This is a genomic window from Aeribacillus sp. FSL K6-1305 (assembly GCF_038050115.1).
In the GTDB taxonomy this organism is placed as follows: Bacteria; Bacillota; Bacilli; order Bacillales; family Aeribacillaceae; genus Aeribacillus; species Aeribacillus composti.
On record NZ_JBBOQV010000001.1, the window covers coordinates 1,933,248 to 1,957,847 of the forward strand.

Consider the following 24,600-nt stretch of genomic DNA (forward strand, 5'->3'; position numbering starts at 1 on the left):
GTTAAATTGAAATCGTCTTATATCATCCAAGCGCAGGCAAGTTTTATATCATTTGGAACAGCTGTATTTTCTCAGCTTTCCAACTCAAAGCTTTGTTGGATGTTATCACAAGGAGGCTCCTTTAGAATCACGGTCAGCTTTTTGAGCTCAAAGCTCTCAGACAGTCTTGACCTGCGTTTCACTTCTACTAATAAAATAAATAGGAGCTGTCTAATAAGTCGTTTTTTCGGCTTATTGACGCCCCCTTTAATGTTTTAGAAACGTTGATATATCGATGTTTATGATTTTTTTGTTTTTCAATGGGGATTTGACTTTATGGACAGCCCCTAATCTAAAAATGTGCTAAGCATTGCTTTAATCTCCGCTAGAAAACTTATTTATATTCGTTTCGACCGCTTTATTGTTTAAGGAATGGTATTCATTCAATATTTCACATTGTCTTAAGTTTAATTCAAAAACTGTCAGCGGATCATAATAAATCTCTGGGTTTGTTTTCAAGCTGTCCAATTGTTGTTGATCTGTCCGAATTTGCTGCTCTCCTTCTTGCACAATTTGTTCAAGGTTGTGAACAGGTTCACGGAAAAACATTTTCACATCTCGTTCAATTCCTTTTTCAAATAAGTCGAATTGAGCAAAAAATTTTCGGATCATCGATTGAATCGCATCATCGAATGTTTCAGTTTCAATGTATTTTTTGTATTGCTGTGCGATAAACAGCTTGTTTTTCCCAATGGACGAAAACAGCTTTCCTGCTCCTTTTAATATAACTTGTGCAGGCTTAAAGCGGTTCATAATATTTTCTTCTTCGATGTTCACCACTGTTGTCAGACGATCAATATCCCGCCGCCAATCATCCACTACTTTGAAATCAGACATAAGCTTCACACGGTCATGACCGTACAATGAATTAAACGATTCACACATTTCATCTAAATAGACTTGGCATTGTTTTAGCTCGCTTTCAGCAAATGAAACCCATTCTCCCATTTTTTGCGACATTTTTGGAAGCAGCGTTTCAGCAAAATGCGCCTTCACTTGATCGTTCATTTTTTTGTTCAATTCTATGTGTAAATGGCTGAAATCGCTGTTTTCCGTTATGAATTTCGATGCAGATCGCAAAATAGTCCTTAACTCATCATGAAGATCCTTTTTTATCTCTTCCAATGTGGAGCGGAGTGACTGCCTCAATTCCTTAGCTTTTTCATTTTCCATATCGCCAAGGCTGTGTATTAATCCTTTTAATCGAGACACGATTTCTTTATTTTTATCGATGTTTTCTTCTAAATGCTGCTCTAATTCCATCCGTTTGCTATAAGCATATTTAATAGCTTTTTTCAAGAAAAACAACAGCTTCTCCGTTTTGTTATCTTGATGAAACGGAAAACGTGAATGAATAAATTCAGCGAAGGACTGTTTCCGCTTCTCTCCTTCATTTCTTGAAGGGAATGGGAAAAATTCAGCTTCCGGGAAAAAGTCAAGTATTTGTTCTTTAAAATGATTATGAAGCATGCCGCTATCTTCAAGCAAAAAGTAAATTGGAAGCTCCTTTTTTAAAGCAATCGATGCCAGGCTTTCTACCATTTTCTCAACTGAAGCAGGTTGATGCTCTGGATGGACATATACCAACCCATCAGCCAGTTGTATATATTCCTTTAGCTCCTCTTGATCAACATGCTCTATGTCAGGTACTTCTATTAAACTTAGCTTATGATCGTTTAACAAATCATTAGGCGCACATACCGCAACAATTGTTCCATCTTCACGAACTGCCGCATCTTCTTCAGCGAATACATCTGTTATGCTTTCATTATTTATTTGCTTTATGTCTGTCCGGTCTTCATGGCAGTAAATAGTAATTTTTGATGAAGGAATGCTTGGAAGAGAATGGCCAAGCAGCGATCGGGCAAAACCGCTTTCTCCAACAATGAGCAAATAATGTTCGTTCTGTTCAAAAATCTTTTTTAATATCCAATGATATTTCTGCCCAAGATTTACTTGATTTATTTCCGCCCAATCGGCCAGCTTCGCAAATAGCCGTTTTTTGGCTTCATGACCATCAGCACGATCATGACTACCTGATGCCAAAACGTGCTCCGCTTCTTCAATCACTTTCTCATCTAAGCTTGAACGGTAAATTTCACTCCATGCAACGACAGCTGCTGCAGCGGTCGATAGTTGTTTTCCTGTCGATAGTTTCAGCCAATTGGCTAAAATGTCCGGCATAATATCTTGAAGCTCTTTTAGTAAATATGATCCGCCAAGAAGCTTATTATAGGATTCTTCATAAAAGCGCGATATTTCATCCCAATGCTGAAATTCGTCCACTTTCACATTGAAAATTAGATTGTTTATCGTTTTTAACCATGGAATAAAATATTTTTGATCGTGTTTATAGCATCGCCACAGCGAAACAGCAAGCTTCTCGAATTGCTCTACGTCGGTTCTGTATAAAACCGTTAATGCTTTAAAGAAATAATCCGGCTCTTTTTCTTTGACAAAACCTTGTTCAACATAATTGATCAAACGCTGAAACCATTCCGCTTTTTCAGTCCGAATTAATTCTTCAACCGTAAGATGGACAGCTTTGTCCCAATCTTCCTGTTCTTCATAAAATTGAATAGCGATGGTGGATGCTTGACCATGGTCAGGGTTGATCGATACCGCATCACGAATCGCCTCATACGCCTTTTCTTTTTCTCCTTGAAGTCGGTGAAGCGAAAACAGCTTTAGCGATGCTTCTGCTTTAAGAACTTTTGAATCCGTTTCAATGGAACGGTACATTTCTTCCGCAGATGAAAATAATCCTAATTCAAAATATGCATCTCCGACATTTTTTCTCGCCCATGGCGCCAGCTCATTCTCTATATTTTCCCATTTAAAAATTGCCGCTTCATAATCTTTGTGGTGGAAATATACTTCTCCTTGAGCATAGCGTACATAAGACAGATCATATGCGACCTTTTTTTGTTCTTCTTGAAAAAGCTCCCCAAGCAGTTGGATCGGATGTTTCGTTTCATTTTCTTTTAATAATGTTTGATAAAAGTTTTTTTCAATTAACTGCTTTTCCGCCGCCATGACAACCTCCGTTCTTATACGAATTTAGTCTTTTCTTTTATTCTACCAAAATCGTTTTTTCAAAAGGGATTGAATCAAAAATTTATGAAAAACTTGACTGGCAAAAGTCTTGCTAAAATTAAAGTATATTATGGATTTCAAAGCAAATGACTAATTACCCATTTTGCTGCGGTATTTTTTACCATTCACCCAATTGCTGAATTTGAAATAGTTTATAGTAATGTCCGCGCTTTTTCATTAGTTCTTCATGAGTTCCGGTTTCAACAATTTTCCCGTTTTCAATTAGTACAATTTTATCTGCATGAGTAATTGTAGACAGACGATGGGCAACAATTAAGGTCGTACGGTTTTTTGCCAGTTTATCAAGGGCTTCTTGGATAAATTGTTCACTTTCTAAATCCAAAGCAGACGTAGCTTCATCCAAAATGAAAATCGGCGGATTTTTTAAAAATACTCGGGCAATTGCAATTCGCTGTTTTTGACCGCCGGATAACTTCACGCCTCTTTCGCCCACTTTCGTATCATAGCCATCAGGCAAACTCATAATAAACTCGTGAGCGTTAGCTGCTTTGGCCGCTTTTATGACCTCTTCATCCGTTGCATTTGGTTTGCCAATTAAAATATTCGTTTTTATCGATTCACTGAATAAAAAAGGATCCTGCAAAACTATGCCGATCTGCTCCCTGACGCTTTGCACTTTATAATCTCTAACGTCAATGCCGTCCAACAAAATTTTTCCTTCCGTTACATCCCAAAACCTCGGAACAAGACTCACAAGGGTGGATTTTCCCCCTCCGCTCATCCCGACAAAAGCGACCGTCTCCCCTTTTTGAATCGTTAAATGAATATCCTTTAGTACAAATTCTTCGTTGTCATGATAGCGAAAGGATACTTTGTCAAAAATAATTTCCCCCGAAAGTTTGTCTGCTGCTATTGCATCCTGTTTATCAACAATATCGTAAGGTTCGTCAAGAAACTCAAATACTCTGTCCATTGAAGCGAAAGCCTGTGTTAAAGTAGTTGATGAATTGATCAAACGGCGAAGAGGATTGTACAACCGATCAATATAGGCTGTAAAGGCAACCATCGTCCCGATCGTTAAATTCCCTTGTATCACTTCATAAGCCCCGTAAAAAATGACGAAAAGAGGCGCTAGGTCAGTAACGGTGTTAACAACAGCAAACGTTTTTGCGTTCCATTTTGTATGATCAATCGCCCTTTCAAGAAAATTGCGATTTTCACGATCAAATTCTTTTTGTTCATGCTCTTCATTCGCAAAGCTTTGAATGACAGCCATTCCGCTGACCCTCTCATGCAAATGCCCCTGCACCTCTGCCAGCGCCTGCGACCTAACTCTTGTCAAATGACGAAGCCTGCCGTAAAAATATTTAACTGACAATCCGTATATAGGAAGCAACATAATCGATACAATGGTCAACGTGACATCCATCGTAAACATAATCCCAATGGCAAATATAATAGTAAAAAGGTCAAGCCATAGATTCATAAGGCCCGTAATAACAAACGTCTTTGTTTGTTCAACATCATTAATCACCCGCGAAATAATTTCTCCCGCACGATTGTTTGAATAATATCTTAAGCTCAGCCGCTGAAGATGAGTAAACAGTTGATCGCGAATATCATATAAAATTTTGCTTCCCGTCCATTGCGCAAAATATTGCCGATAATACTCGATCGGCGGCCGTATGACGAGGAATATAAACAACATGATGCCCATTAAAAAAAGAAGCATCTCTATCTTTACGTCATTTGATAATGATCCGTTTAAAATATTGTCGACGATATATTTCAATACGAGCGGAATTAACAAAGGAATGCCAAACTTTATAATCCCGATGAAAATCGTTAAAAAAATTTGTTTTTTATATGGTTTTACAAATTGAAAATAGCGTTTAATCGAACCCAACCATTTCTCTCCTTTCAGATCAATGCAAAGCGAAAAGTCTGTTGATATTCCAACAGACTTTTCCATCATAAATATGTTAAATATCTTTCATACCACTGATCGATAAATTCAGGGGAAAACGGACCTTTTCTACCGCGTATCCAATAAATTAATTTGTTCACATTATTCTTTAAGATACGGTCAATGACTTGCGGATATTTCATTGATTTCTTATGCCGTTCATATTCATCTTCATCTAACAGTGTATAGGTCATATCCGGGAACACTTTAATATCCAAATCATAATCAATATACTTTAATGCCTCATTATCCCAAACAAAAGGAGAACTGATGTTGCAATAATAATAAATGCCGTCACCACGAATCATTCCAATTACATTAAACCAATGACGTGCATGAAAATAACAAATCGCCGGCTCCCTTGTAATCCAAGTTCTGCCGTCAGCTTCGGTAACCGTTGTTCGATCGTTGCCGCCAATAATACAGTTTTGCGATCCTTTTAAAACGGTCGTTTCCTCCCAAACACGATGAATGCATCCATTATGTTTATAACTGTGTATTTGAATGATATCTCCTTCCTTTGGCAGCGCCATTTTGTTCCCTACTTTCTAATGAACAGTTCACTTCAAATCCGAAAAAATCATTTTTCTTTATTATAACGTTTGATATTCAAAAAGAAAATAAAAGAGCCATGCCGCTAAAATGGCTGACTCGAGTCATACATTTCGATTTGGTACATTTTAATAACTTCTTCCGTTTGCTTTTCAAACGTTTTTTGAATGTCTATCAACTCATTTTTCATTTTTTCAATTTCTTTTTGCACAGAACGCAATTTCTTATCATCATTTTGTCTCAAAAATTCCAATTCCATTTGTTGATAATGCTCTATTTTAGATTGAAGCGATACAAGCTTATCCATCGTTTCAAGCTGTTCGCCAACTAGCAGATCAAAGCGGTTATATGTATTCAAATGAATCCCTCCCTCATAAAATGTTTATGGATACATATTCTAACTATTTCACTTGATTCCTTTGACAAGTTATGTAGACAATTAAGAAGTTTTGTCGTATGAACGCTTAGGTCAAAATTATTATTGACTCTCCATTCATTCATTATGTACAATCTGACAAGATTGAATCATTACAAACTTTGATTTTTTTTGAGAGAAAGGAAGTTACTATATCGTGTGGGAAATCATCACAGCAGTCATTTTAGGCATTGTTGAAGGGTTAACGGAATTTGCCCCTGTTTCTTCTACTGGACATATGATTCTTGTTGATGACATTCTTCTAAAATCTAAAGAAATATATTCAGAGCCTGTCGCCAACTCTTTTAAAGTCGTCATTCAGCTTGGATCAATACTAGCAGCGGTGATCGTATTTAAAGATCGCTTTTTCGATTTATTACAGATTAAGAAAATGCAGCATCAAAACGGTCAAAGATTAACGCTTGGCCTTGTCATCACAGGACTTCTTCCTGCTGCCGTCTTAGGTTTTTTATTTGAAGACTATATTGATACGTACTTGTTTTCCGCTCATAGCGTATTAGTCGGCCTTGTGTTAGGGGCATTATTAATGATTGCAGCAGACCTATTTGGTCCAAGAAAACCGAAAGCAGAAACGGTTGATCAAATTACATACAAACAAGCGCTAACCATCGGCCTCATCCAATGCATTTCCCTTTGGCCTGGTTTTTCGCGTTCCGGTTCAACGATTTCCGGCGGGGTTTTAGCCGGTTTAAGCCATCGTGCAGCTTCCGATTTTACGTTTATTATGGCTGTGCCGATAATGGCGGGGGCGAGCGGTCTTTCTCTTATTAAAAATTGGGAGCATTTCACGATCGACGTCCTGCCGTTTTTTATCGCCGGATTCATCAGTGCGTTTATTTTCGCGCTTTTGGCCATAAGATTCTTTTTGCAGTTGATCAACCGCATTAAACTTACACCATTTGCTATTTATCGGATCATTTTGGCGATCATCATCTATGTTTTTTTCCTTTAATGAAAGAAAGCGGAGAGCTGAAACGTTCTCCGCTTTTTGCCTGGCTCTTTTAAAAGAAACATTCAAAATTAATAGTTAAGAATTTTGTTGTTTATTTTGTTCAGATTGTTGATTTTGTTGTCTTACTTGTTGTGCATCTGTTTCAGCAGCAAATTCTGTTCCAAATCCTTGAGCTGATTGTTGGTTTTGCTTTCTCACTTGTTGAGCATTTGTTTTGTTTTGCTGTTGTTTTGCCATCATTTTTCACCTCCACGTCATATATCATGTCCAGGAGGGAAAAAACTTATCCAAAAAAATTTGCAGTTACAGCAATAAGGAAATGCCTCCATCTACGATCAAAGTTTGTCCTCTTATCATGAAAGCTTTTTCAGAGAGCAAAAATTCAACTGCATTTACGATATCCTCTTTTTCAATCATTCTTCCAGCCGGAGTCTTTTCTTTTGCTTCGTTTAAAATTTCCTCCCTGTTCGGAAAATGTGTCAATGCATCCGTATCGACAGCTGCGCCGGAAACCGCATTTACTACAATATTTTTCGGTGCTAATTCAACTGCTAAATATCTAGTTAAAGCTTCAAGAGCTGCTTTAGAAACCCCTACTGTCGTGTAATTTTTTAAATAGCGAATAGACCCTAAAGAGCTGATGCTCACGATGTGTCCGCCGCCGTGTTTTTCCATCAATTTTGCTGCTTCCTGCGCACAAAAAAGAAGTGCTTTTGCATTAATATCCATCGTCCAATCCCAATGGGATTCTTCAATTTCCATTAGAGGGCGTAAAACTCCAGATGCTGCATTGTTTACTAAAATATCAAGCCGTCCAAACGTTTTGTCAATTTCTGCAAACATTTCCTTTATTTTTTCTGGTTTTCCGACGTTTGCCTTCACCACAAGCGTTTTCACACCAAGACGTTCAATTTCTTCCGCGGTTTCGATCGCTTTCGATTTGCTGCGAGCATAATTAATGACGATGTGATACCCTTTTTCAGCAAGCCTCAAGGCAATAGCTTTGCCGATTCCTCTTGAAGATCCTGTGACAAGCGCTACTTTTTCATTCATATTTTACATCTCCTTATGTATTGAATAGTTATTTCTATCGTAACAAAGAATAGATATAGAAAAACATATAAAAAGGAGTTTTTGTAAATTGCCTATACGAGATATGACAGAGCTCTCCATGATCTCGAAGCAAGCTTGGAGCAGTGAGGAGCTTCAGCATTATCACCGCGCCTTTCAACAAATTATGCCTTACCTGAATATAGAAGGTCATACCATTCACCGTGAAATTATAGAAGAAATTGAAGCGCGCGGCGGTATTAACAAAGACTGATTAAACCAATTTTTAGAGGCATAATGGATGCAATCGGTACATGCCGATTGCATTTTCATTCACTTCCCAATGGAATTACGGCTTCACTTGTATGCCAGCTTTTTCCTTATAAAGAGCAAATATTTTTTGATGAGGTACAGGAAAAGCATATCGATCAATATCCTTGATGAAAACTTTTTCAAGCTCTTTCATTGATTCATCGCTACAAACTTTGCCGAAATAAACATTAATATTCCATGTCAAATGGGAAAAAACATGCTGAATCGTTCCTTTTAGCTCGCTTAATTCCGCTTCAACACCGTATTCTTCCCGCAAAAAATTTTCTAGATATATCCTTTTAGGAATTCTGTTTGTGCGAACTTCGCAATTTGGAAATTCCCACAAATTCGCAAGCAGTCCTGTGTCAGGTCTTTTATGAATATATAAATCGTTGTTTTGCACTAAAACCGCGCAAGCAATCGAAACTTGCTTTGTTGATTTGCTTCGTGTTTTTACTGGCAGCTTTTCCTGTAATCCTTCTGAAAAGGCAAGACAATGCTCCTGTACAGGACAAAGCAAACAGGACGGAGAAGTCGGCGTACAAACCATTGCTCCCAATTCCATTAATGCTTGATTAAAATCGGAAGGACGTTCTTTTGAAATAAGATTTGCAGCCGCTTCTTCAAATATTCTTCTTGTTTTTGGCTTTGCTATATCTTCTTCAATCAGTAAAATTCTTGACAGCACTCTCATCACATTGCCGTCAACAGCAGGCTCAGGCTTGTTATAAGCAATGCTTAATATTGCTCCTTTTGTATAAGGCCCAATTCCTTTTAATTTTCCAAGCTGCTTCGGGTCATCCGGAAGTTTTCCTCCGTATTTTGCTGCCACCTCTTTCACTGCACTGTGCAAATTTCGTGCGCGCGAATAATAGCCTAGGCCTTCCCATGCCTTTAAAACCTCTTCTTCATCCGCATTTGCCAGCGCCTCAACATTCGGGAATTTTTTAATAAAATTGTTAAAGTACGGTATAACCGTTTCCACCCGTGTTTGCTGAAGCATTATTTCAGATACCCATACTTTGTATGGATCTTGGTCCTTTCTCCAGGGCAAATCTCTTTTTTCCCGTATATACCAGCCGATCAGGTCCTCCTGAAATGTTTTAATATCGAAATTCTCAATTTTTTGCAGTGATTGACCCATTTTTCAATATTTCCTCCATTATGCACTTCAAAATATGTTACACTAAAAAGAACTTATGAATTTATCGTACATTATTTTTTTTTGGCATGAAAGAAAAAATGAATTTATGTTTTTTGCGTTCAATGGAAAAAATTCAAATATCATCATAACGATTGTTTTTTCAGCTAAGGAGGATGGCTTTGGATACAGGTACACATTTCGTCATGGGAATCGCATTGGGAGGCTTAGCAACTTTGGATCCGGCTGTCGGCGGTTCCTTTCTGACAAGCGAGGCAGTTCTTGTTGGCACGATTATCGGTTCACAAGCACCAGATCTTGATACGGTTCTTAAATTTAAAAATAATGCAGCTTATTTAAAAAATCATCGCGGAATAACTCATTCAATTCCCGCAGTTTTATTATGGTCGCTGTTGATCACTGGAGCAATTCATTTTCTTATGCCAAGCAGCAGCCTCATCCATGTATGGATTTGGACGTTATTAGCTGTTGTTCTTCATGTTGTTGTCGACATTTTCAACGGCTACGGCACTCAAGCTCTCAGACCTTTTTCTGAAAAGTGGATTGCGCTGGGCACAATTAATACGTTTGATTCGTTTATCTTCATCGCTCATATTGTCGGCATTGGCATTTGGCTTTCCGGCGCCCATGGGGGCTATACCTTTTTAATTATTTATTGCATAATCGCTTTATATTATGTCGTTAGACTTCTAATGCAAAGATCGATTAAGAAAAAAATCTTAAACAGATGGAAAAATGTTGAAAACGTCATATTTAACCCAACAATGAAATTCCGCAAGTGGCAGCTCGTCATTGTGACAAAAGAACATTATTACGTTGCATATTCAAATTTTACCGAAATTCAAATCGTCGACCAATTTGAGCGCAAAGAGCTGCCGAATCACCCTGCAATGGAAGCCGCAAAAAAAGACCGGAATATTTCAGCATTTTTGCATTTTTCCCCTGTTTTCCATTGGCAAATAAAAGAGCAGCTTGATTATACCGAAATCCGTTTGATTGACTTGCGTTATTTCAGCAAAGGTCATTATCCCTTTGTAGCAGTTGCACAGCTCGATAAAGACCTCAACATTGTTCGTTCGTACACAGGTTGGATTTTCAGTAAAAAAAGAATGAAGAAAAAACTTAAACCGCTAATTGATTGATTATGACATTTCCTTAATTTTCTTTTATATTGGCTTCTAATAAGCAAATACTATTTATGCGCGTCCAATAGCGCAAATTTTTTTCTCCTTGGAGGATCTGCGATGCGCAATAAAGCAAAAGGATTTCCGCAGCATGAAAAATTTGACGGTGAGCCACGTGCTAAAGCGGAATTCGCGTCACGTCGTGCGAATGGAACCATTAACACACACCCTCAAGAGAGGATGAAAGCTTCAGGAGAACGGGATAAAAATTTTTCATAACCATTGACCTTTCAAGAGGTGTTTACTAATGGACACTAACCGATCATCCTTATCAAAAAAGCAGAAAAACGAATTTTTAGGAGCTTGGGGAAAACCGAAACATTCATTCCGTCAAGTAAACGGGGAAACCCAGCAAACCCAAAGCTTAATCATTTTGGAAAACGAAATGCGAAAACGTTCATAAATAAATAATACGAGATCATGCCATTATTTGGCATGATCTTGTTTATACAGACCTTTTTTAATTTTTAAAAATAATCGCCTAGATTCAAAACTCAACTATGATTTCCTCGATTAAATTTAATAAAGAAAATATTTAGCTTCAACATTGCTTGAGTAAACAAATTTCCATTATTCGCCTTATTTTTTGATACTATTTGTTAACAAAAGATTTCAAGCTAAAAACGAAATCCGTATCCTTTCAAGGTCAATTGAGAGAGTATTCAGTTTGATAACCATAATGCAAAGTTAGGCGCGAGGAAGCATAGCCACGAACAGGAAGAAAAAAACGATTGAAAGAAATCAACGGCCACTCTTTTCCCCAACTTCCTTCATTTTTCGTTCTCGACTTATTTCTCATTTATATTACTTTTTTTAATCAACATCGATATCGGCAGTGCTTCCTCCTTTAAAGGAGATGATAACCGATACCCCCAAGCGAAGACTCCTTTTAAATATTCAACTTTGAAATATTCACCAGGAGCTCCATCGATTTCATACGTCTCACCTGGCGGAAAATCGTCAGGATTCAACATATATGCTTTTGCCATAGCAATTTTCCTTTCCAGGACAGCATATTCGTTGATCATTCCGTGCTGTTCCGCTTTGCGCGCTTTTTCTTTTAATCGGGCAATTTCATTTTTTAGCTCGTATTCCGTCATTTCACTGTACCGTTTTTCCATTTCCTATTCCTCGCTTTTCTCTAAGTGTTTTTGCAAATATTGCTGAATAAGTTCTTGCGAAAAACCTTTTCGATATAAAAAATGCGCAAGCTTTTGACGATATGTGTACATATCTAGATGGGAATACTTTTTTTTCCCTTTTTCGCCTTGTATTAATAATGCTTCCCATTCTTGGTCATGACGTTCATGTAAAGGCAGCATCTCTAAAACAGCTTGAATCACTTCGGATGAAAAACCTTTCCTAAACATTGTCTGCTCTATTTTTTGCTTTAGCTGCGACATAGATATGTTCGCTTTTTTTCCCAATTGCTTTTCAGCTAATTTATACGCTGCTTCTATTTGTCTTTCTGTCGTGAAATGATGAAGAGCTGCTTCTATCAAATCGTTCTCAATCCCTTTTTGTCCCAGTTCTGCTTTTATTATGCCGGGCCCTTTCAAAGTGGTTTTCATTTGCGTTCTTACAAAGGCTTCCGCAAACTCCTTGTCATTTACATAATTTTTTAATTGAAGCTCAACCATTACACGTTCAATAACCCTCTCATCTATACCTTGACTTACAAGATGGTCACGGACCTCTTTTTCCGATCTCATTCGATAGCCAAGAAAAGTTAAAGCTTTGTTGAATGCTGCTTTTATTTGATCCTCGTGCAAAATCGCATCTATATCCAGCTCATCAAGCTCCATCCCTTTTCTTAGCCCGTGCTTAATTAAAACATCTTCCCCGACGCTAAAAGCAAATATTTCACCGTTTCCTCTATCGACGTAAATATTAAAACGATTTTTCTTTTTAGGTTGAACTTCTATTTTTACAATAAACATGTACAGACACCTCATTTTTATAGTACCATAGAAAAAATAAATAAATGGAAGTTTTAAGCATGAAAGTGTATGAATACTGTAACAATAGATTTTTCAGCTTGTAAGGAACGTTTTGCTGACTTTTCTAGCCGTTGATGCTATAAAACTATGAAGTAAAATTCAACCGTTCTTATTATGATTTCTAAATATTTTGCTGGCAGCAGGCAAATCTGCTTCAGTCAGGAAATGCGGTCCTCATTGTTATTGCATCAAAGCAATAGGAAAAAAATATCGTCAAAGAAAATATTGTAATTTTGTCCTATTCACTGCTTATAGAAACTCTTAAAGTAGTAAGAAAAAAGTAAAATTTTCTTAATAATCTTTTTACAAATTTTTTGTTTTCTTTTCCATAGAAATCAAGTATGATACTAGAAGAAATGCTGACAATTAAATTTATTTGTTTTTAAGGGAAGGCAAATGGTGCGCCACCGGTCTTTTGACCGGTTCTAGTGGGTTCGATTCCCACCCCGAAATTTTTACTTGATAAATAAAAATTTCGAGGGTGGGATCCGTTAGATTTCGTGGTAACCGCCCTCGTTGATAGAGGAGGATGAGCATGTTAAAAAAACGTGATCTAGCGGATTGTCAAGAGTTGTTCGAACTTATGGTTCATCCAGAGGTCTTCCCTTATGTTCGTCATAAAGCAACGTCGATTGAAGAATACATGTTTATAACAAAACAGTTGATTGAAGCAGAGGAACGAGGGGAATTAATTTCCCGCACCATTTTGGATGAATGGGGCTCTCCTATTGGAACAATCAGCTTGTATGATATTTTTGATCAAACTGGATTTCTCGGAACTTGGCTCGGCAAGCCGTACCATGGTAAAGGATATAATCAGCTTGCTAAGGACGCTTTTTTTCAAGAGATTTTTTATGAATTTGGAATTCAAACGATCTTTATGAAAATACGGAAAGACAATGAACGTTCCATGAAAGCCGCGCAGAAGCTTCCATATGTCTCCCTTGCCGATGAATCTCGTCAGCTTCCCCATATTGAAAACAAAAACTTATACAACATCTTTGAAATTTCAAAGGATATGTACACACTGTATACAAAACGAAACGGTTTCATGACAGACGAAGAAAGCAGATTGAAGGAAGCATAAAAAAATTGGAAGAAGACATCCGAACGAATCAAGATGTCTGCTTCCATTTTTTTATCATTTCTTATTCTCTAATCTGTCCGCTTCCTTTAATAATATATTTTGTAGAAGTCAGTGCAGGGAGTCCCATCGGTCCTCTGGCATGGAGCTTTTGCGTGCTGATCCCGATTTCTGCGCCAAACCCAAATTCAAATCCGTCTGTAAAGCGCGTCGATGCGTTGTGGTAAAGAGCTGCGGAATCAACTAATTTGAAAAACTTTTCTACATTTGCGGCATTTTCTGTGATAATTGCCTCAGAATGGTTTGTTCCGTAACGATTAATATGCTCGATTGCTTCATCTACATTCGAAACAAGTTTCACTGCCATTGTATAATCTAAATATTCCGTTTCCCAATCTTCTTCTGTCGCTAATTTCAAATGCGGGAATTCATTGTACAATGCTTGATCGACTCGCAACTCCACATTTTTCTCCTCGAGCTTTTCAATGAGCTCGCGAATATACTCCTTATTCCAATTTTCATGGATGAGAAGAGTTTCGGCTGCATTGCAGACGGAAGGTCTTTGTGTTTTTGCGTTTACAGTTATATCAATCGCCATCTTTTTGTCTGCTGATTCATCAATAAACACATGACAATTGCCTGCGCCCGTTTCTAACACAGGGACAGATGAATTTTCAACAACTGTTTTAATCAGATTTTTCCCTCCGCGAGGAATTAGCACATCTAAATAATCATTTAATTTGAACATTTCCGCTGCTGTTTCCCTGCTGGTATCTTCCAGAAGCTGTACACTGTCGGCAGGAAAATTCGCTTTTTCTAACGCCTCTCGTATCACCTTTACGATCGCCATATTTGAATGCAATGCGGATGAGCTGCCGCGAAGAAGAACAGCGTTCCCTGTTTTTAAGCAAAGGCTTGAGGCATCAATTGTCACATTTGGTCTGGCTTCGTAAATCATCCCAACAACTCCGAGCGGCACCCGAACTTTTTCGATTTGTAAACCGTTCGGACGAGTCCAGCTTTCCAGCACTTCCCCAACTGGATCTTGCAAATAAATCAATTGTCTTAACGATTCAATCATTCCGTTAATTCGTTCTTCGTTTAAAAGAAGACGGTCAATTAGAGCGTCGGATAAACCATTCGCTTTCCCGTTTTCAATGTCTTTTTCATTTTCTTTTAAAATATAAGGCGTTTCTTTTTGCAATTGTTCAGCGATGATTGATAATGCGTTGTTTTTTTCTTCAGTAGTCTTTGCAACCAGCTTGGCAGCAGCTTCTTTTGCCAGCTTCCCTTTTGTCAACACTTCACTCATATCATCATCTCCTTACTCGTTATCGCTACAAATTGATCACGGTGAACCACTTCAGGATGTATGCGCTTTGTCATTTCCATCGCTTTTTGACTCGGCATGCCCATAATTTCTTTTAATTCTTCAGATGAATAATTGACTATGCCTTTTCCGATCAGCTTTTGTTCCTTGTTTAAAATTTGCACCACGTCTCCGGATTGAAAGTTGCCGCTGACACGCTTAACGCCAGCAGGAAGGAGCGATTTCCCTTCCTTCAAAATAGCCGCTACTGCTCCATCATCGACTTCCACATCACCAGATATGATCGAATGAAGAGCAATCCATGCTTTTGAATTACGAACAGCACTTAAATCGTTTTTGCCAATATATGTTCCGTCACCGTTCCCATTTAAAATTTCGATTAATTTCTCTTTTCCTTGACCTTTCCCGATAAATACGGATACACCGAGGGCAAGTGCCGTTTTTGCCGCCATGAGCTTTGATTTCATGCCACCTGTTCCAACTTTCGAACCGGATGTTGCCTCTGTTTGTTCAATTAATTCATCTGTTACTTCCGGCAAAAAATCAAATCGTTTCGCATTCGGATTTTTGGTAGGATCTTCTTCATATAAACCGTTAATATCCGTCAAAATAATAAGAAAATCGGCATGCAATAATCCGCTCACAAGAGCTGACAGCATATCGTTGTCTCCAAACGTCAATTCCTCAATCGAAACCGAATCATTTTCATTGATGATCGGGAGCACTTGCCGCTTTAGAAGCTCCGATAAGGTGGCGTATGCGTTTTGATATTGCTCTTTATGCTGAAAATTGCTCCTTGTCATCAAAAGCTGGGCACATACAATGCCGTATTTTTTAAATGCTTCTGTATAAGCCTGGATAAGCAGCCCTTGGCCCACTGCCGCAGCCGCCTGTTTTCCTCTAATTGTCACAGGCCTGGAAGGATATCCAAGATCTCCATACCCTGCTGATACCGCTCCTGACGAAATTAAAATTACTTCATACCCTGCTTCCTTCAATTTAGCAATCGCTTCAACATGCTCGTGCAGCTTTTCTTTGCTGAGTCCCCCGTTGTCATCTGTTAAAGAACTGCTTCCTATTTTTACGACCACTCGCTTTTTCCTCACTAAAAAACACCTCTTCATTGCTTGACAGTCATAAAAAAGACTCATATCATCCTTTCGAAAAAGGACGAATATGAGTCTATATCCGCGGTACCACCTTTTTTAGCACTAGTTTAGTGCTCCCTTTAGCCTGTAACGAAGGATACGGTCAGGTTATGAGCCTGACAGCTCCAGGGGTAGGTTCAATAGCTTATCAGCGATGAAACCTTTCAGCCATAGGGTTTCACTCTCTTTTTCGCCTAAAGTCTATTTACTGGCCCCTTTCAACGCCGAAAATATACTTTTTTTAAAATTATGTTTCAAAAATTTTTAAAAGTCAAGATGATTGCTGCATTTAAACATTTGCTTGTTGATTGAATTTTTTGTTTGTAAATTTATCTCTCAAATACGGCAGGATAAACCGATCAGCTCCCCAATAATACGCAGCTGCGCCTACTGCCATTAAAATGATTGCTTCAGTGTACATAATCGGATTCGTGCTTGTTGTTCCAGCTAACATAAAATTCAAGTTCATAAACGCACCAGCAATTAATGCAGGAGTTGTAAACAATCCCAAAATCAGTCCGATGCCAACTAACACTTCTCCAATTGGAATAATAAAATTAAAAAGTTCTACATTCGGAAGAGCAAAGTTTTCAAGGAACGCTGCATACCATCCTTGAACGGCCGGATGTTCTCCGGTTGCTTTAGCAATCGCCCCTTTTAAAAATCCTGTCGCATCAAATCCACCCAGCTTTTCGACTCCCGCGACAAACCATTGATAACCGAGCCAAATTCTAAGAGCCGCCCAGACAACCGCCATTTTTGGACCTTTCAGCCATTCCATCTTCAACCATCTCCTTTGTTTGTTTTTTCACTTTTATTTTTCGAAGAAGTTTGTGAAATATTTCACTAACTTCTTCAATTTCAATATATAATTTTCTGAATTTAACTTCAATATATTTGTGAAATATTTCACAAATTGTTAACAATTACTATAGTTATCCACATTCATAGTAGAATTTTATGGAAAAAATCCAGCTTCTTAAGCTCCAACAGTTACATAATATCCACAAAAACAGTATGGATAATGTGTATAAGTTGTGAATTGTCTGAAATATCTGTGGATAAAATAAAAAAGCACTCACCTTCTCTGGACGATGAATGCTTATACACAAGAACGATCCCTCGAATTTACATTCAAATTAGAGCTGTTGCAAAAGAAACCGTCATTTTACAGAAGTGTGCATATTTTCCGATAACAAAAATTTTAGACATAACTAAATCTATTAAAACGTGGAATTTCTTTTCATAAAAAACAGGCGCCGTTTCAACAGCCGCCTGCTAAGCACTATGCTGCAATTTATTTTCTTTCTCTGCACGCTTATTTTTCTCATAACCGATCGCTAACACAATCAATGTCATAATTCCAATAAGTAAATATTCGATCCACAAGTTTTGGATGTGAAACCATTGTTCAATATGTTTATCCTTAAAGATCATCTCACCGGCGGTCCAAGCTAAAATTCCAGATCCAACATATACAATCCATTGAAATTTGTTCATTAATTTTACGATCGCTTTTGATCCAAAAATCATAATTGGAATACTGATCAAAACTCCAACCGCAATCATGCCGATATGGCCGTGTGCCGCACCTGCTACTGCAACCACATTATCCAAACTCATGACGGCATCTGCAAGAATGATCGTTTGAATAGCTTTAAGCAGACTGCTTTGAGATTGGACATGCGCAGCTTCTCCGTCATCTACCAAAACTTTATAAGCAATCCAAAGCAGCAAAAATCCGCCGACAATGTTGACAAATGGGATTTTCAACAGGACAACAATGACGGATGCAAACAAAATCCGTAATGCGACCGCACCTCCAGTCCCCCAGAATATAGCTCTGTTTTGCTGTTCTTTCGGCAGATTTCTCGTTGCCATTGCAATTACAACTGCGTTATCGCCGGATAAAATAATATCGATTGCAATAATTTTTAATAAGGCAATGATGGCGTCAGATGAAATAGATATGCCAACTGAAAATAAATCCAATTGTTATTCGCTCCTCTATTAAAAAATGTATACGTATAGATTCTATCCCTACCTTCCTTTGAAAGCAAATCCAATATTTTACCTATTTAAAAATTAAAATGAGTCATCTCCTTGTCAGCTGCTGGATAAATGTTCGAATGGCAGTGGAAGAAAGAAGACCTTTTCGATAAATAATTGCAACCTCTTTACGCGGAAGTTCGTCTGCAATTTTCAAAAGCTTGACAGAAAACTCCGGGCTGTTTTCAACATAAAGCTTTGGCAGGATCGTAATTCCGTTATGTAAAAGCGTCATCTTTAACAACGAATACGTATCCGACAATTCCACAATTGGGTTTAACTTAATGCCTTCTTTATTACAAAATGAATCGATCGTCTGTCTAAGAACATATTGCTCGGGCAATAAAAAGATCGGGTACGATTGAAGCTCTTCCAAATATATTAAATTTTTTTCAGCTAAAGGATGATCAAGGGATACAATGGCAAAAAACTCTAATGAAAACCATTTAATAACCTCTACTTGCGGATGATGAACTGGTAAATAGACAATCCCTATATCGAGCTCAGACTTGACTATTTTTTCTAACGTTTCTTCCGTTTTTAGATCGTAAACAGAGAGTTTTATATTTGGAAACTGTGAGTGAAACGTAAGCAAGGAAGAATAAAGAAGATGATTGCCAACACATCCGATTTTTAAATGGCCGCGATTCAATCCTTTTAATTCATGTATTTTAATTTTTGCTTGATCAATTTCAGAAAAAATTTTTTTCACATGTTCAAGTAAAATCTCTCCGCTTTCCGTTAATTCAATTTTTTTCCCCATTCTTCGAAAAAGAACTGTATCAAGACTGTTTTCAAGAAGGCGAATTTGCTGGCTTAATGTTGGTTGCGTAATCCCCAGCTTTTCTGCAGCTTTCGTAAAATGCAGCTCTTGACTCAATATTGCAAAATATTGCAAAAGACGGAACTCCATTTTATAGCTCCTTTCTATAGATATTTTCTATTATTATGATAGTTATTATAGTATTGTACTATCTTTTCTTTTCAAGTACAATTCTGATTACGGAATTATCTGACTAGTATTAATTATCTAAATTATATTGAAAGGGTGTGTGTTGTTTGACCAGCCGATATACGACAAGCAAGGCACTTTTAGAAGCGTTACAAGAAGCTGATGTTTCCTTTATTTTTTCAAATCTAGGAAGCGATCACCCTGCCATTATTGAAGCCCTTGCCGAAGCTGAAAAAGAGGGAATTGATTTTCCGAAAATCATTACTTGTCCACATGAAATGGTTGCCTTAAGCGCTGCACATGGATATGCTCAAGTAAGCGGGAAACCTCAAGCTGTTTTAGTGCATGTTGAATGCGGCACGCAAAACCTTGGCGCTGCCATTCACAATGCTTGGAAAGGTCGGGTGCCTGTCCTCATTTTTGCCGGAACTTCTCCATATACTCAAGAAGGGGAGCTTCGGGGAAGCAGGAACGAATTTATTCACTGGATTCAGGATGTTCCCGATCAGCCCGGAATTGTAAGGGGTTACATGAAGTATACTCATGAGATTCGCACCGGGAAAAATGTAAAACAAATTGTCCATCGTGCACTGCAAATTGCTCAAAGCAGCCCGAAAGGACCCGTATATTTGACGAGCGCTAGAGAAGTTTTGGAGGAGGAAGTAGAAAAAGTAGAAATTCATCCTGAGCAATGGAGACCAATTGCAGCGCGTGCACTGGCACCGCAAGAAATAGATCCTTTAGTGAAAGATTTACTGGCAGCAAATAATCCGCTCATTGTCACGTCATATATTGGCAAAAACAAACAAGCGGTGAAAGAACTCGTTAAATTTTGTGAAAAACTTGCGATACCTGTTTTAGAGTCAGTGCCAAACTATATGAACTTTCCATCTGATCATCCGCTTCATTGCGGATATCAGTGGAATACTTCAACACAAAACGATTTAATCGAAAAAGCAGATTTTATAATGGTCATTGACAGTGATGTTCCTTGGATTCCAGTGAATAATAAACCATCGCCAAATTGTACGATTTACTATATTGATGAAGATCCGCTGAAGGAAGGGATGACATTATGGTATATCCCATCAAAACGTTTTTTCGCAGCTGATGCCGAAACGGCCTTGCGCCAGTTGAACGAAGTGATTAAAAACGCTGACATTGACAGCTTGCAAGTAAATGAAAGGAGAAAACAAATAGAAAAATATCATAAAGCTCAGCGTGAAGAATGGAAAAAAGCTGAACAATTTTTTGACGACATTATCACGCCTGAGTATTTAACTGCCTGCATACGGGAAGTGTGCGATGAAAACACGATTATTGTCAATGAAGGCATTTCAAATTTCCAAACATTATATACCCATTTGCAAATGACCAAACCAGGTTCTATTTTTGGCAGCGGCGGAGGCGGACTTGGATGGAACGGCGGAGCAGCGATAGGAGCAAAACTGGCAGACCCGTCTAAAACAGTGATCAGCCTTACTGGAGATGGATCTTATCTGTTTAGCGTCCCTTCGAGCGTTCATTGGATATCGCAAAAATATGACGCGCCATTTTTAACCGTAATTTATAATAATCGCGGTTGGAAATCTCCGAAACTGTCAACCTTAGCTGTTCATCCGAATGGTATCGCAAATGAAACGAATCAATTTTTCGTAGATTTCACTCCTCATGCTGATCTTTCGAAAATTGCAGAAGCTGCAGGTGGCGCCTATGCAAGAAAAATAGAAAACCCTCATGAGCTGAAAGAGGCTCTGAATGAAGCAATAAAAACTGTCAAGTCTGGCCGTTCCGCTGTTTTAGATGTATATTTGCCCGCTATTAGTCAAGAAAATCAAATGAGAGAGGAAAAAAACCATTCCACAGTTTAAAAAGCGGGAGCAAAAAGCATTTAAAATTTGAATTCATTTGGAATAGTTGAAAGTACAAAAATTTTAAAGCTGCGGAGAAAGTTCAAAAACAAGATGGAATCATCAAGAATGTAGGCTAAAAAAGTTTTATATTCCTTTCATCGCACATCGTCCGAAATATAAAAAACCAGCAGCCAATGATCTTATATTCAACCAGCAGCATTTTCTATTTCTTTTTGCCCTTTTATGTAAGCGTTATCTAAAGGTTATGTTAAATTTTAAATCTAGATAGGAGTGAAAATGATAATGAAAAAATGGGAAAGGTACCATACAATATGGGGAATGCTGTTCCTAGGATGGGTTGTTTCTTATATCGACAGAACTGCGACAGGCCCAATTGTTACTTGGATGATAGAACATAAAATATCATTTTTTTCAGATGTCCCGAATCCTCATGAATTTGGGGGCTTAATAGGCAGTTTGTTTTTTGCCGGATTTATGTTAAACCAATTTCCTGGAGGAAACTTGGGAGATAAATTTGGATACCGCCCTATTATTATATTAAGTATTTTGTGGGCAGCCGTCGCCACTTTTTTCACAGGCTTATCAGGCGGACTCGTCATGTTTGTTTTATTCCGTGTATTACTTGGATTAGGTGAAGGAATCCTTTATTCAAATGACAGATCCTATATTGCTTTCAACACTCCTCCGGAAAAAATGGGCTTAGGAATGGGAGTTGTTATTACTGGCCTGTCTATCGGCTTAACGTTGGCAACAATCGGTACACCTCTTCTTCTGGAAGCTTTTGTTCCTCTAATGGGAAATGAGGCTTGGAGAGTTCCTTTTCTATTCATGGGATTCATTACTTTAATCGTTGCTGTTCTTATGTTTAAATTTATGAAGCCTGATAAAAAATTGATACAATCAGCAGATCCAAATTCACCTGGTGTGAAGGAATTTTACGGAAAATCGTTATATCACTTAAGTATTTATTCACTTGTGTTTTTGGTTATCATCATGGCGATATACTTCACATCAACAAAATTAGGGCTCTCATCGATTGTCATAGCTTTTATTTTGGCTAGTTTAGCCCCCATATTGATCATATATCTTTATGTAACAAAAAAATCAGAAGTGCACCCTTTGATTATGAATAAAAACCTGTTTTTCCTTTATCTATCTTTCCTGCCGATTTTATGGCATTTATGGTTGTATGGATTCTGGTCTACGGCAATTGTCCAAGAATTTGGCGGCGGAGCACTAGTTGCCGCAGCAGCAGTAGCTTCATTTAACGCAGTAGCAGGGGTTATCGGGTTCCCGCTTGGCGGAAAAATTTCTGACCTGTTAGCTGATAGACCGAACGGCCGCAGAAATGTATTAGCGCTTTTAACTTTTCTTTTAGCTGTTTCAATATTTGTTTTTGCTTGGTATATTCAAACGGAAAATAGCAGCCCGATTATTACATCAATCATTTTATTTATATCAGGATTATTCTTTTTTGCATTGCAGCCGGTTTCACATGCATTAAATGCAGAATTGGCGCCGGAAGGCAAACAAGGCGGGGCATTTGGCATGCTGAATCTGATAGCAGAAATTGGCGCCGTATTGTCGCCAGTCGTATCAGGATATTTAAGAGACAGCACAGGCAGCTGGGGAGCTCCGCTAATATTGGACGGAGTTTTAATTAGTATTAGTTGTTTATTTGTTTTAGCAATCTCAAGCAAAGCTGTACAATCTGCTCAACCAAAAATTATCTCGTCTAGCGAAGCAAATATGTAAACAAGTTATGTATAGCGATGAAATTTTTCTAAGCAAATGATGCTGTTGTTAATTGGCGAGTATCATTCATTTATCAGAGATAGATCATTTTCACATTGATGAAAAACCATTGAAAAAAGGGCTTTGCAAAAAGTTAATTGAACTGACTTTTTGCGGGCCCTTTCTTTTTAATACTATTCCCGATCAGGTTTGCGATAAGTCTTGACTTGAAAGGGTAACTGTGACGGTCTTTTCTTTTCCGTCCCGATATAATTTGACTTTGACTGAGTCTCCTGATTTCTTTTCACTGTACAAATATTTTCTTAACTCACTCGTGTTGTGAATGCTTTGCCCATCCAATGCGACGATCACATCCTTTTCCTGCAATCCGGCCTGATCGGCGGGAGAATTTGCCTGAACTCTTCCAACTACCGCACCTTCTTTAACGTCAGATGGCAAATTGAGTGTGTCTCTAAGGAAATACTCAGGAAGCTCGCTTACATTTAATAATGCAACTCCAAGAAACGGACGGTCAATTTTTCCTTTTTCCATTAATTGATTGATCGCCTTCACAACATCATTGCTTGGAATAGCAAATCCGAGCCCTTCCACACCTTCCTGGCTGATTTTCATACTGCTGACGCCGATGACTTTCCCATCCATGTTAATTAAAGGGCCTCCGCTGTTTCCTGGATTGATCGCTGCATCAGTTTGAATGACATCAAGCGCCCAGTCTCCTTCAGAAGTTGTAATCGTCACTGTGCGATTGACTCCGCTGATAATCCCTTCTGTTACAGTTCTAGAAAGATCGCTGCCAAGCGGATTCCCGATTGCAATGACCTGATCGCCGACTCGTATATTATCGGAATCACCAAACTCAGCTACTGTGTTAACACTATTGTTATTAATTTTTATGACGGCCAAGTCTGTCAATGAGTCAGCACCGACTACCTCTGCTTTTTCCTTATCGCCATTGGAAAGCGTTACCTCCAATGAAGAAGCCCCTTCAATAACATGGTTATTTGTAACAATAAAAACATCATTGCCGGACTTTTTAAAGATAATTCCTGTTCCGCTTCCGCTTTCCACTTCTTCGCTGGAAGAACCTTGGCGCGATCCAAACCAATCTGTCCTTTGCTGCTGCAAATTAGAAATGCCGACAATCGCTGGTGAAAGTTTTTCAGCAATTTCTGCAATATCGCCTTGATTGGAAATCTTCGCAACATTAACAGATGCTTCCTGATCGTTTGTATTTTGACTGACCGCTATATGCTCTGTTTCATTTGAAGCTTTGTTATGATCTTGGAATGGCAAGTAGGTCAACGCACCGTATACAACAGCTCCGCCCAAAACACCGCTGATTAAAGAAGAAAGAACCGGCTTCAACAAACTGTTCTTTTTTCTTTCCACACGATTGTTTTGATCTATTTCATCATAATATCCCATAGCAAAAGCCCTCCTCTTCTTCATCGTTTGTCTTATTCACATACTAGGCAAAAAATATGACGAAACGATGAACAAAAGGTAAAAAAACATTGAAATATAAAAAAGATCGGACGCCGCTCGATATTATGCGCCTCTTACCTTTTCGCCAAATCCATAGTTCAAAAGCACTTTTCAAAAATCGTTTCTCCTGCCAAGCCCTAACGAAACGGTGAACATCAATCTGGATCGCCCGCGGTACTTTCATTTATTACAAAAAATGCAATTCTGAAACAC

General features: G+C 38.2%; 22 protein-coding genes, 1 pseudogene and 1 other annotated feature. Of the genes and pseudogenes, 8 read left to right on the forward strand and 15 right to left on the reverse strand.

Annotated elements, in window-relative coordinates:
* Positions 1-354 precede the first annotated feature (354 nt).
* From NST97_RS09355 to NST97_RS09370, 4 genes are all read right to left on the reverse strand, one after another.
* On the reverse strand, positions 355-3,075 hold the full coding sequence (locus tag NST97_RS09355) for a tetratricopeptide repeat protein (protein WP_341343144.1): 2,721 nt from the start codon (positions 3,073-3,075) through the stop codon (positions 355-357).
* A gap of 178 nt (positions 3,076-3,253) precedes the next feature.
* Positions 3,254-5,002: an ABC transporter ATP-binding protein gene (locus tag NST97_RS09360; protein WP_066247284.1), complete on the reverse strand. Its 1,749-nt coding sequence runs from the start codon at positions 5,000-5,002 to the stop codon at positions 3,254-3,256.
* A gap of 65 nt (positions 5,003-5,067) precedes the next feature.
* A complete protein-coding gene (ntdP, locus tag NST97_RS09365; protein WP_063386259.1) occupies positions 5,068-5,595 on the reverse strand; it encodes a nucleoside tri-diphosphate phosphatase in 528 nt (175 codons plus the stop codon).
* Positions 5,596-5,699: 104 nt separating this feature from the next.
* Positions 5,700-5,972 (reverse strand): YgaB family protein, encoded by a 273-nt coding sequence (locus tag NST97_RS09370; RefSeq protein ID WP_232515610.1) that lies wholly within the window; start codon positions 5,970-5,972, stop codon positions 5,700-5,702.
* Between the two features lie 214 nt (positions 5,973-6,186).
* On the opposite strand from NST97_RS09370, the gene NST97_RS09375 reads away from it, so the two are divergent.
* The gene (locus NST97_RS09375) at positions 6,187-7,002 is read left to right on the forward strand and encodes an undecaprenyl-diphosphate phosphatase (RefSeq protein WP_144598206.1); all 816 of its coding nucleotides are present in this window, start codon (positions 6,187-6,189) and stop codon (positions 7,000-7,002) included.
* Positions 7,003-7,077: 75 nt separating this feature from the next.
* Here NST97_RS09375 and NST97_RS09380 read toward each other — a convergent pair.
* Positions 7,078-7,221, reverse strand: a pseudogene (locus NST97_RS09380) (gamma-type small acid-soluble spore protein); the annotation flags it as partial.
* A gap of 84 nt (positions 7,222-7,305) precedes the next feature.
* Complete coding sequence (fabL, locus tag NST97_RS09385) at positions 7,306-8,055, reverse strand: enoyl-[acyl-carrier-protein] reductase FabL (RefSeq protein WP_063386261.1); 750 nt, start codon at positions 8,053-8,055, stop codon at positions 7,306-7,308.
* Between the two features lie 103 nt (positions 8,056-8,158).
* Here fabL and NST97_RS09390 point away from each other — a divergent pair, with 103 nt between their 5' ends.
* A complete protein-coding gene (locus NST97_RS09390) occupies positions 8,159-8,326 on the forward strand; it encodes a cytosolic protein (protein ID WP_094246379.1) in 168 nt (55 codons plus the stop codon).
* A gap of 75 nt (positions 8,327-8,401) precedes the next feature.
* Here the strand turns inward: NST97_RS09390 and mutY are convergent, their stop codons facing one another.
* Positions 8,402-9,508, reverse strand: a complete 1,107-nt coding sequence (gene mutY / locus NST97_RS09395) for an A/G-specific adenine glycosylase (protein ID WP_094244555.1) — start codon at positions 9,506-9,508, stop codon at positions 8,402-8,404.
* 179 nt (positions 9,509-9,687) lie between these two features.
* On the opposite strand from mutY, the gene NST97_RS09400 reads away from it, so the two are divergent.
* The 3 genes from NST97_RS09400 (at position 9,688) to NST97_RS09410 (ending at position 11,113) form a co-directional block, all read left to right on the forward strand.
* On the forward strand, positions 9,688-10,668 hold the full coding sequence (locus NST97_RS09400) for a metal-dependent hydrolase (RefSeq protein WP_327848068.1): 981 nt from the start codon (positions 9,688-9,690) through the stop codon (positions 10,666-10,668).
* 102 nt (positions 10,669-10,770) lie between these two features.
* Positions 10,771-10,929: a small, acid-soluble spore protein K gene (locus tag NST97_RS09405; RefSeq protein ID WP_066247293.1), complete on the forward strand. Its 159-nt coding sequence runs from the start codon at positions 10,771-10,773 to the stop codon at positions 10,927-10,929.
* A gap of 28 nt (positions 10,930-10,957) precedes the next feature.
* Entirely contained in the window at positions 10,958-11,113 is a 156-nt protein-coding gene (locus tag NST97_RS09410) for a YpzG family protein (protein ID WP_082829369.1), read from the forward strand.
* A 385-nt stretch (positions 11,114-11,498) separates the two neighbouring features.
* Here NST97_RS09410 and NST97_RS09415 read toward each other — a convergent pair whose 3' ends face one another.
* On the reverse strand, positions 11,499-11,831 hold the full coding sequence (locus tag NST97_RS09415; protein WP_063386265.1) for a YfhH family protein: 333 nt from the start codon (positions 11,829-11,831) through the stop codon (positions 11,499-11,501).
* A 3-nt stretch (positions 11,832-11,834) separates the two neighbouring features.
* On the reverse strand, positions 11,835-12,650 hold the full coding sequence (gene recX, locus NST97_RS09420; RefSeq protein WP_341343145.1) for a recombination regulator RecX: 816 nt from the start codon (positions 12,648-12,650) through the stop codon (positions 11,835-11,837).
* Positions 12,651-13,245: 595 nt separating this feature from the next.
* Here recX and NST97_RS09425 point away from each other — a divergent pair.
* Positions 13,246-13,797 (forward strand): GNAT family N-acetyltransferase, encoded by a 552-nt coding sequence (locus NST97_RS09425; RefSeq protein WP_063386267.1) that lies wholly within the window; start codon positions 13,246-13,248, stop codon positions 13,795-13,797.
* 61 nt (positions 13,798-13,858) lie between these two features.
* Here the strand turns inward: NST97_RS09425 and NST97_RS09430 are convergent, their stop codons facing one another.
* The 5 genes from NST97_RS09430 to NST97_RS09450 all read right to left on the reverse strand — a co-directional run bounded on the left by NST97_RS09430 (position 13,859) and on the right by NST97_RS09450 (position 19,234).
* Complete coding sequence (locus NST97_RS09430) at positions 13,859-15,106, reverse strand: glutamate-5-semialdehyde dehydrogenase (RefSeq protein ID WP_063386268.1); 1,248 nt, start codon at positions 15,104-15,106, stop codon at positions 13,859-13,861.
* Positions 15,103-16,230, reverse strand: coding sequence for a glutamate 5-kinase (gene proB / locus NST97_RS09435; RefSeq protein WP_063386269.1), 1,128 nt, complete (start codon positions 16,228-16,230; stop codon positions 15,103-15,105). Before proB ends, NST97_RS09430 begins: the two co-directional genes overlap by 4 nt.
* A 57-nt stretch (positions 16,231-16,287) precedes the next feature.
* Positions 16,288-16,503, reverse strand: a binding site (T-box leader).
* Positions 16,504-16,561: 58 nt separating this feature from the next.
* On the reverse strand, positions 16,562-17,053 hold the full coding sequence (locus NST97_RS09440) for a DoxX family protein (RefSeq protein ID WP_066247308.1): 492 nt from the start codon (positions 17,051-17,053) through the stop codon (positions 16,562-16,564).
* Positions 17,054-17,550: 497 nt separating this feature from the next.
* Complete coding sequence (locus NST97_RS09445; RefSeq protein ID WP_063386365.1) at positions 17,551-18,243, reverse strand: TerC family protein; 693 nt, start codon at positions 18,241-18,243, stop codon at positions 17,551-17,553.
* A 124-nt stretch (positions 18,244-18,367) separates the two neighbouring features.
* The gene (locus NST97_RS09450; protein WP_063386271.1) at positions 18,368-19,234 is read right to left on the reverse strand and encodes a LysR family transcriptional regulator; all 867 of its coding nucleotides are present in this window, start codon (positions 19,232-19,234) and stop codon (positions 18,368-18,370) included.
* 146 nt (positions 19,235-19,380) lie between these two features.
* Between NST97_RS09450 and NST97_RS09455 the strand changes: the two genes are divergently transcribed.
* Together NST97_RS09455 and NST97_RS09460 are read left to right on the forward strand one after the other, a co-directional pair.
* On the forward strand, positions 19,381-21,144 hold the full coding sequence (locus NST97_RS09455; protein ID WP_339193286.1) for a thiamine pyrophosphate-requiring protein: 1,764 nt from the start codon (positions 19,381-19,383) through the stop codon (positions 21,142-21,144).
* A 285-nt stretch (positions 21,145-21,429) separates the two neighbouring features.
* Complete coding sequence (locus tag NST97_RS09460; protein ID WP_339210313.1) at positions 21,430-22,902, forward strand: MFS transporter; 1,473 nt, start codon at positions 21,430-21,432, stop codon at positions 22,900-22,902.
* Between the two features lie 183 nt (positions 22,903-23,085).
* On the opposite strand, the gene NST97_RS09465 is transcribed toward NST97_RS09460, so the two are convergent.
* Positions 23,086-24,327 (reverse strand): S1C family serine protease, encoded by a 1,242-nt coding sequence (locus NST97_RS09465; RefSeq protein ID WP_341343146.1) that lies wholly within the window; start codon positions 24,325-24,327, stop codon positions 23,086-23,088.
* Positions 24,328-24,600 lie beyond the last annotated feature (273 nt).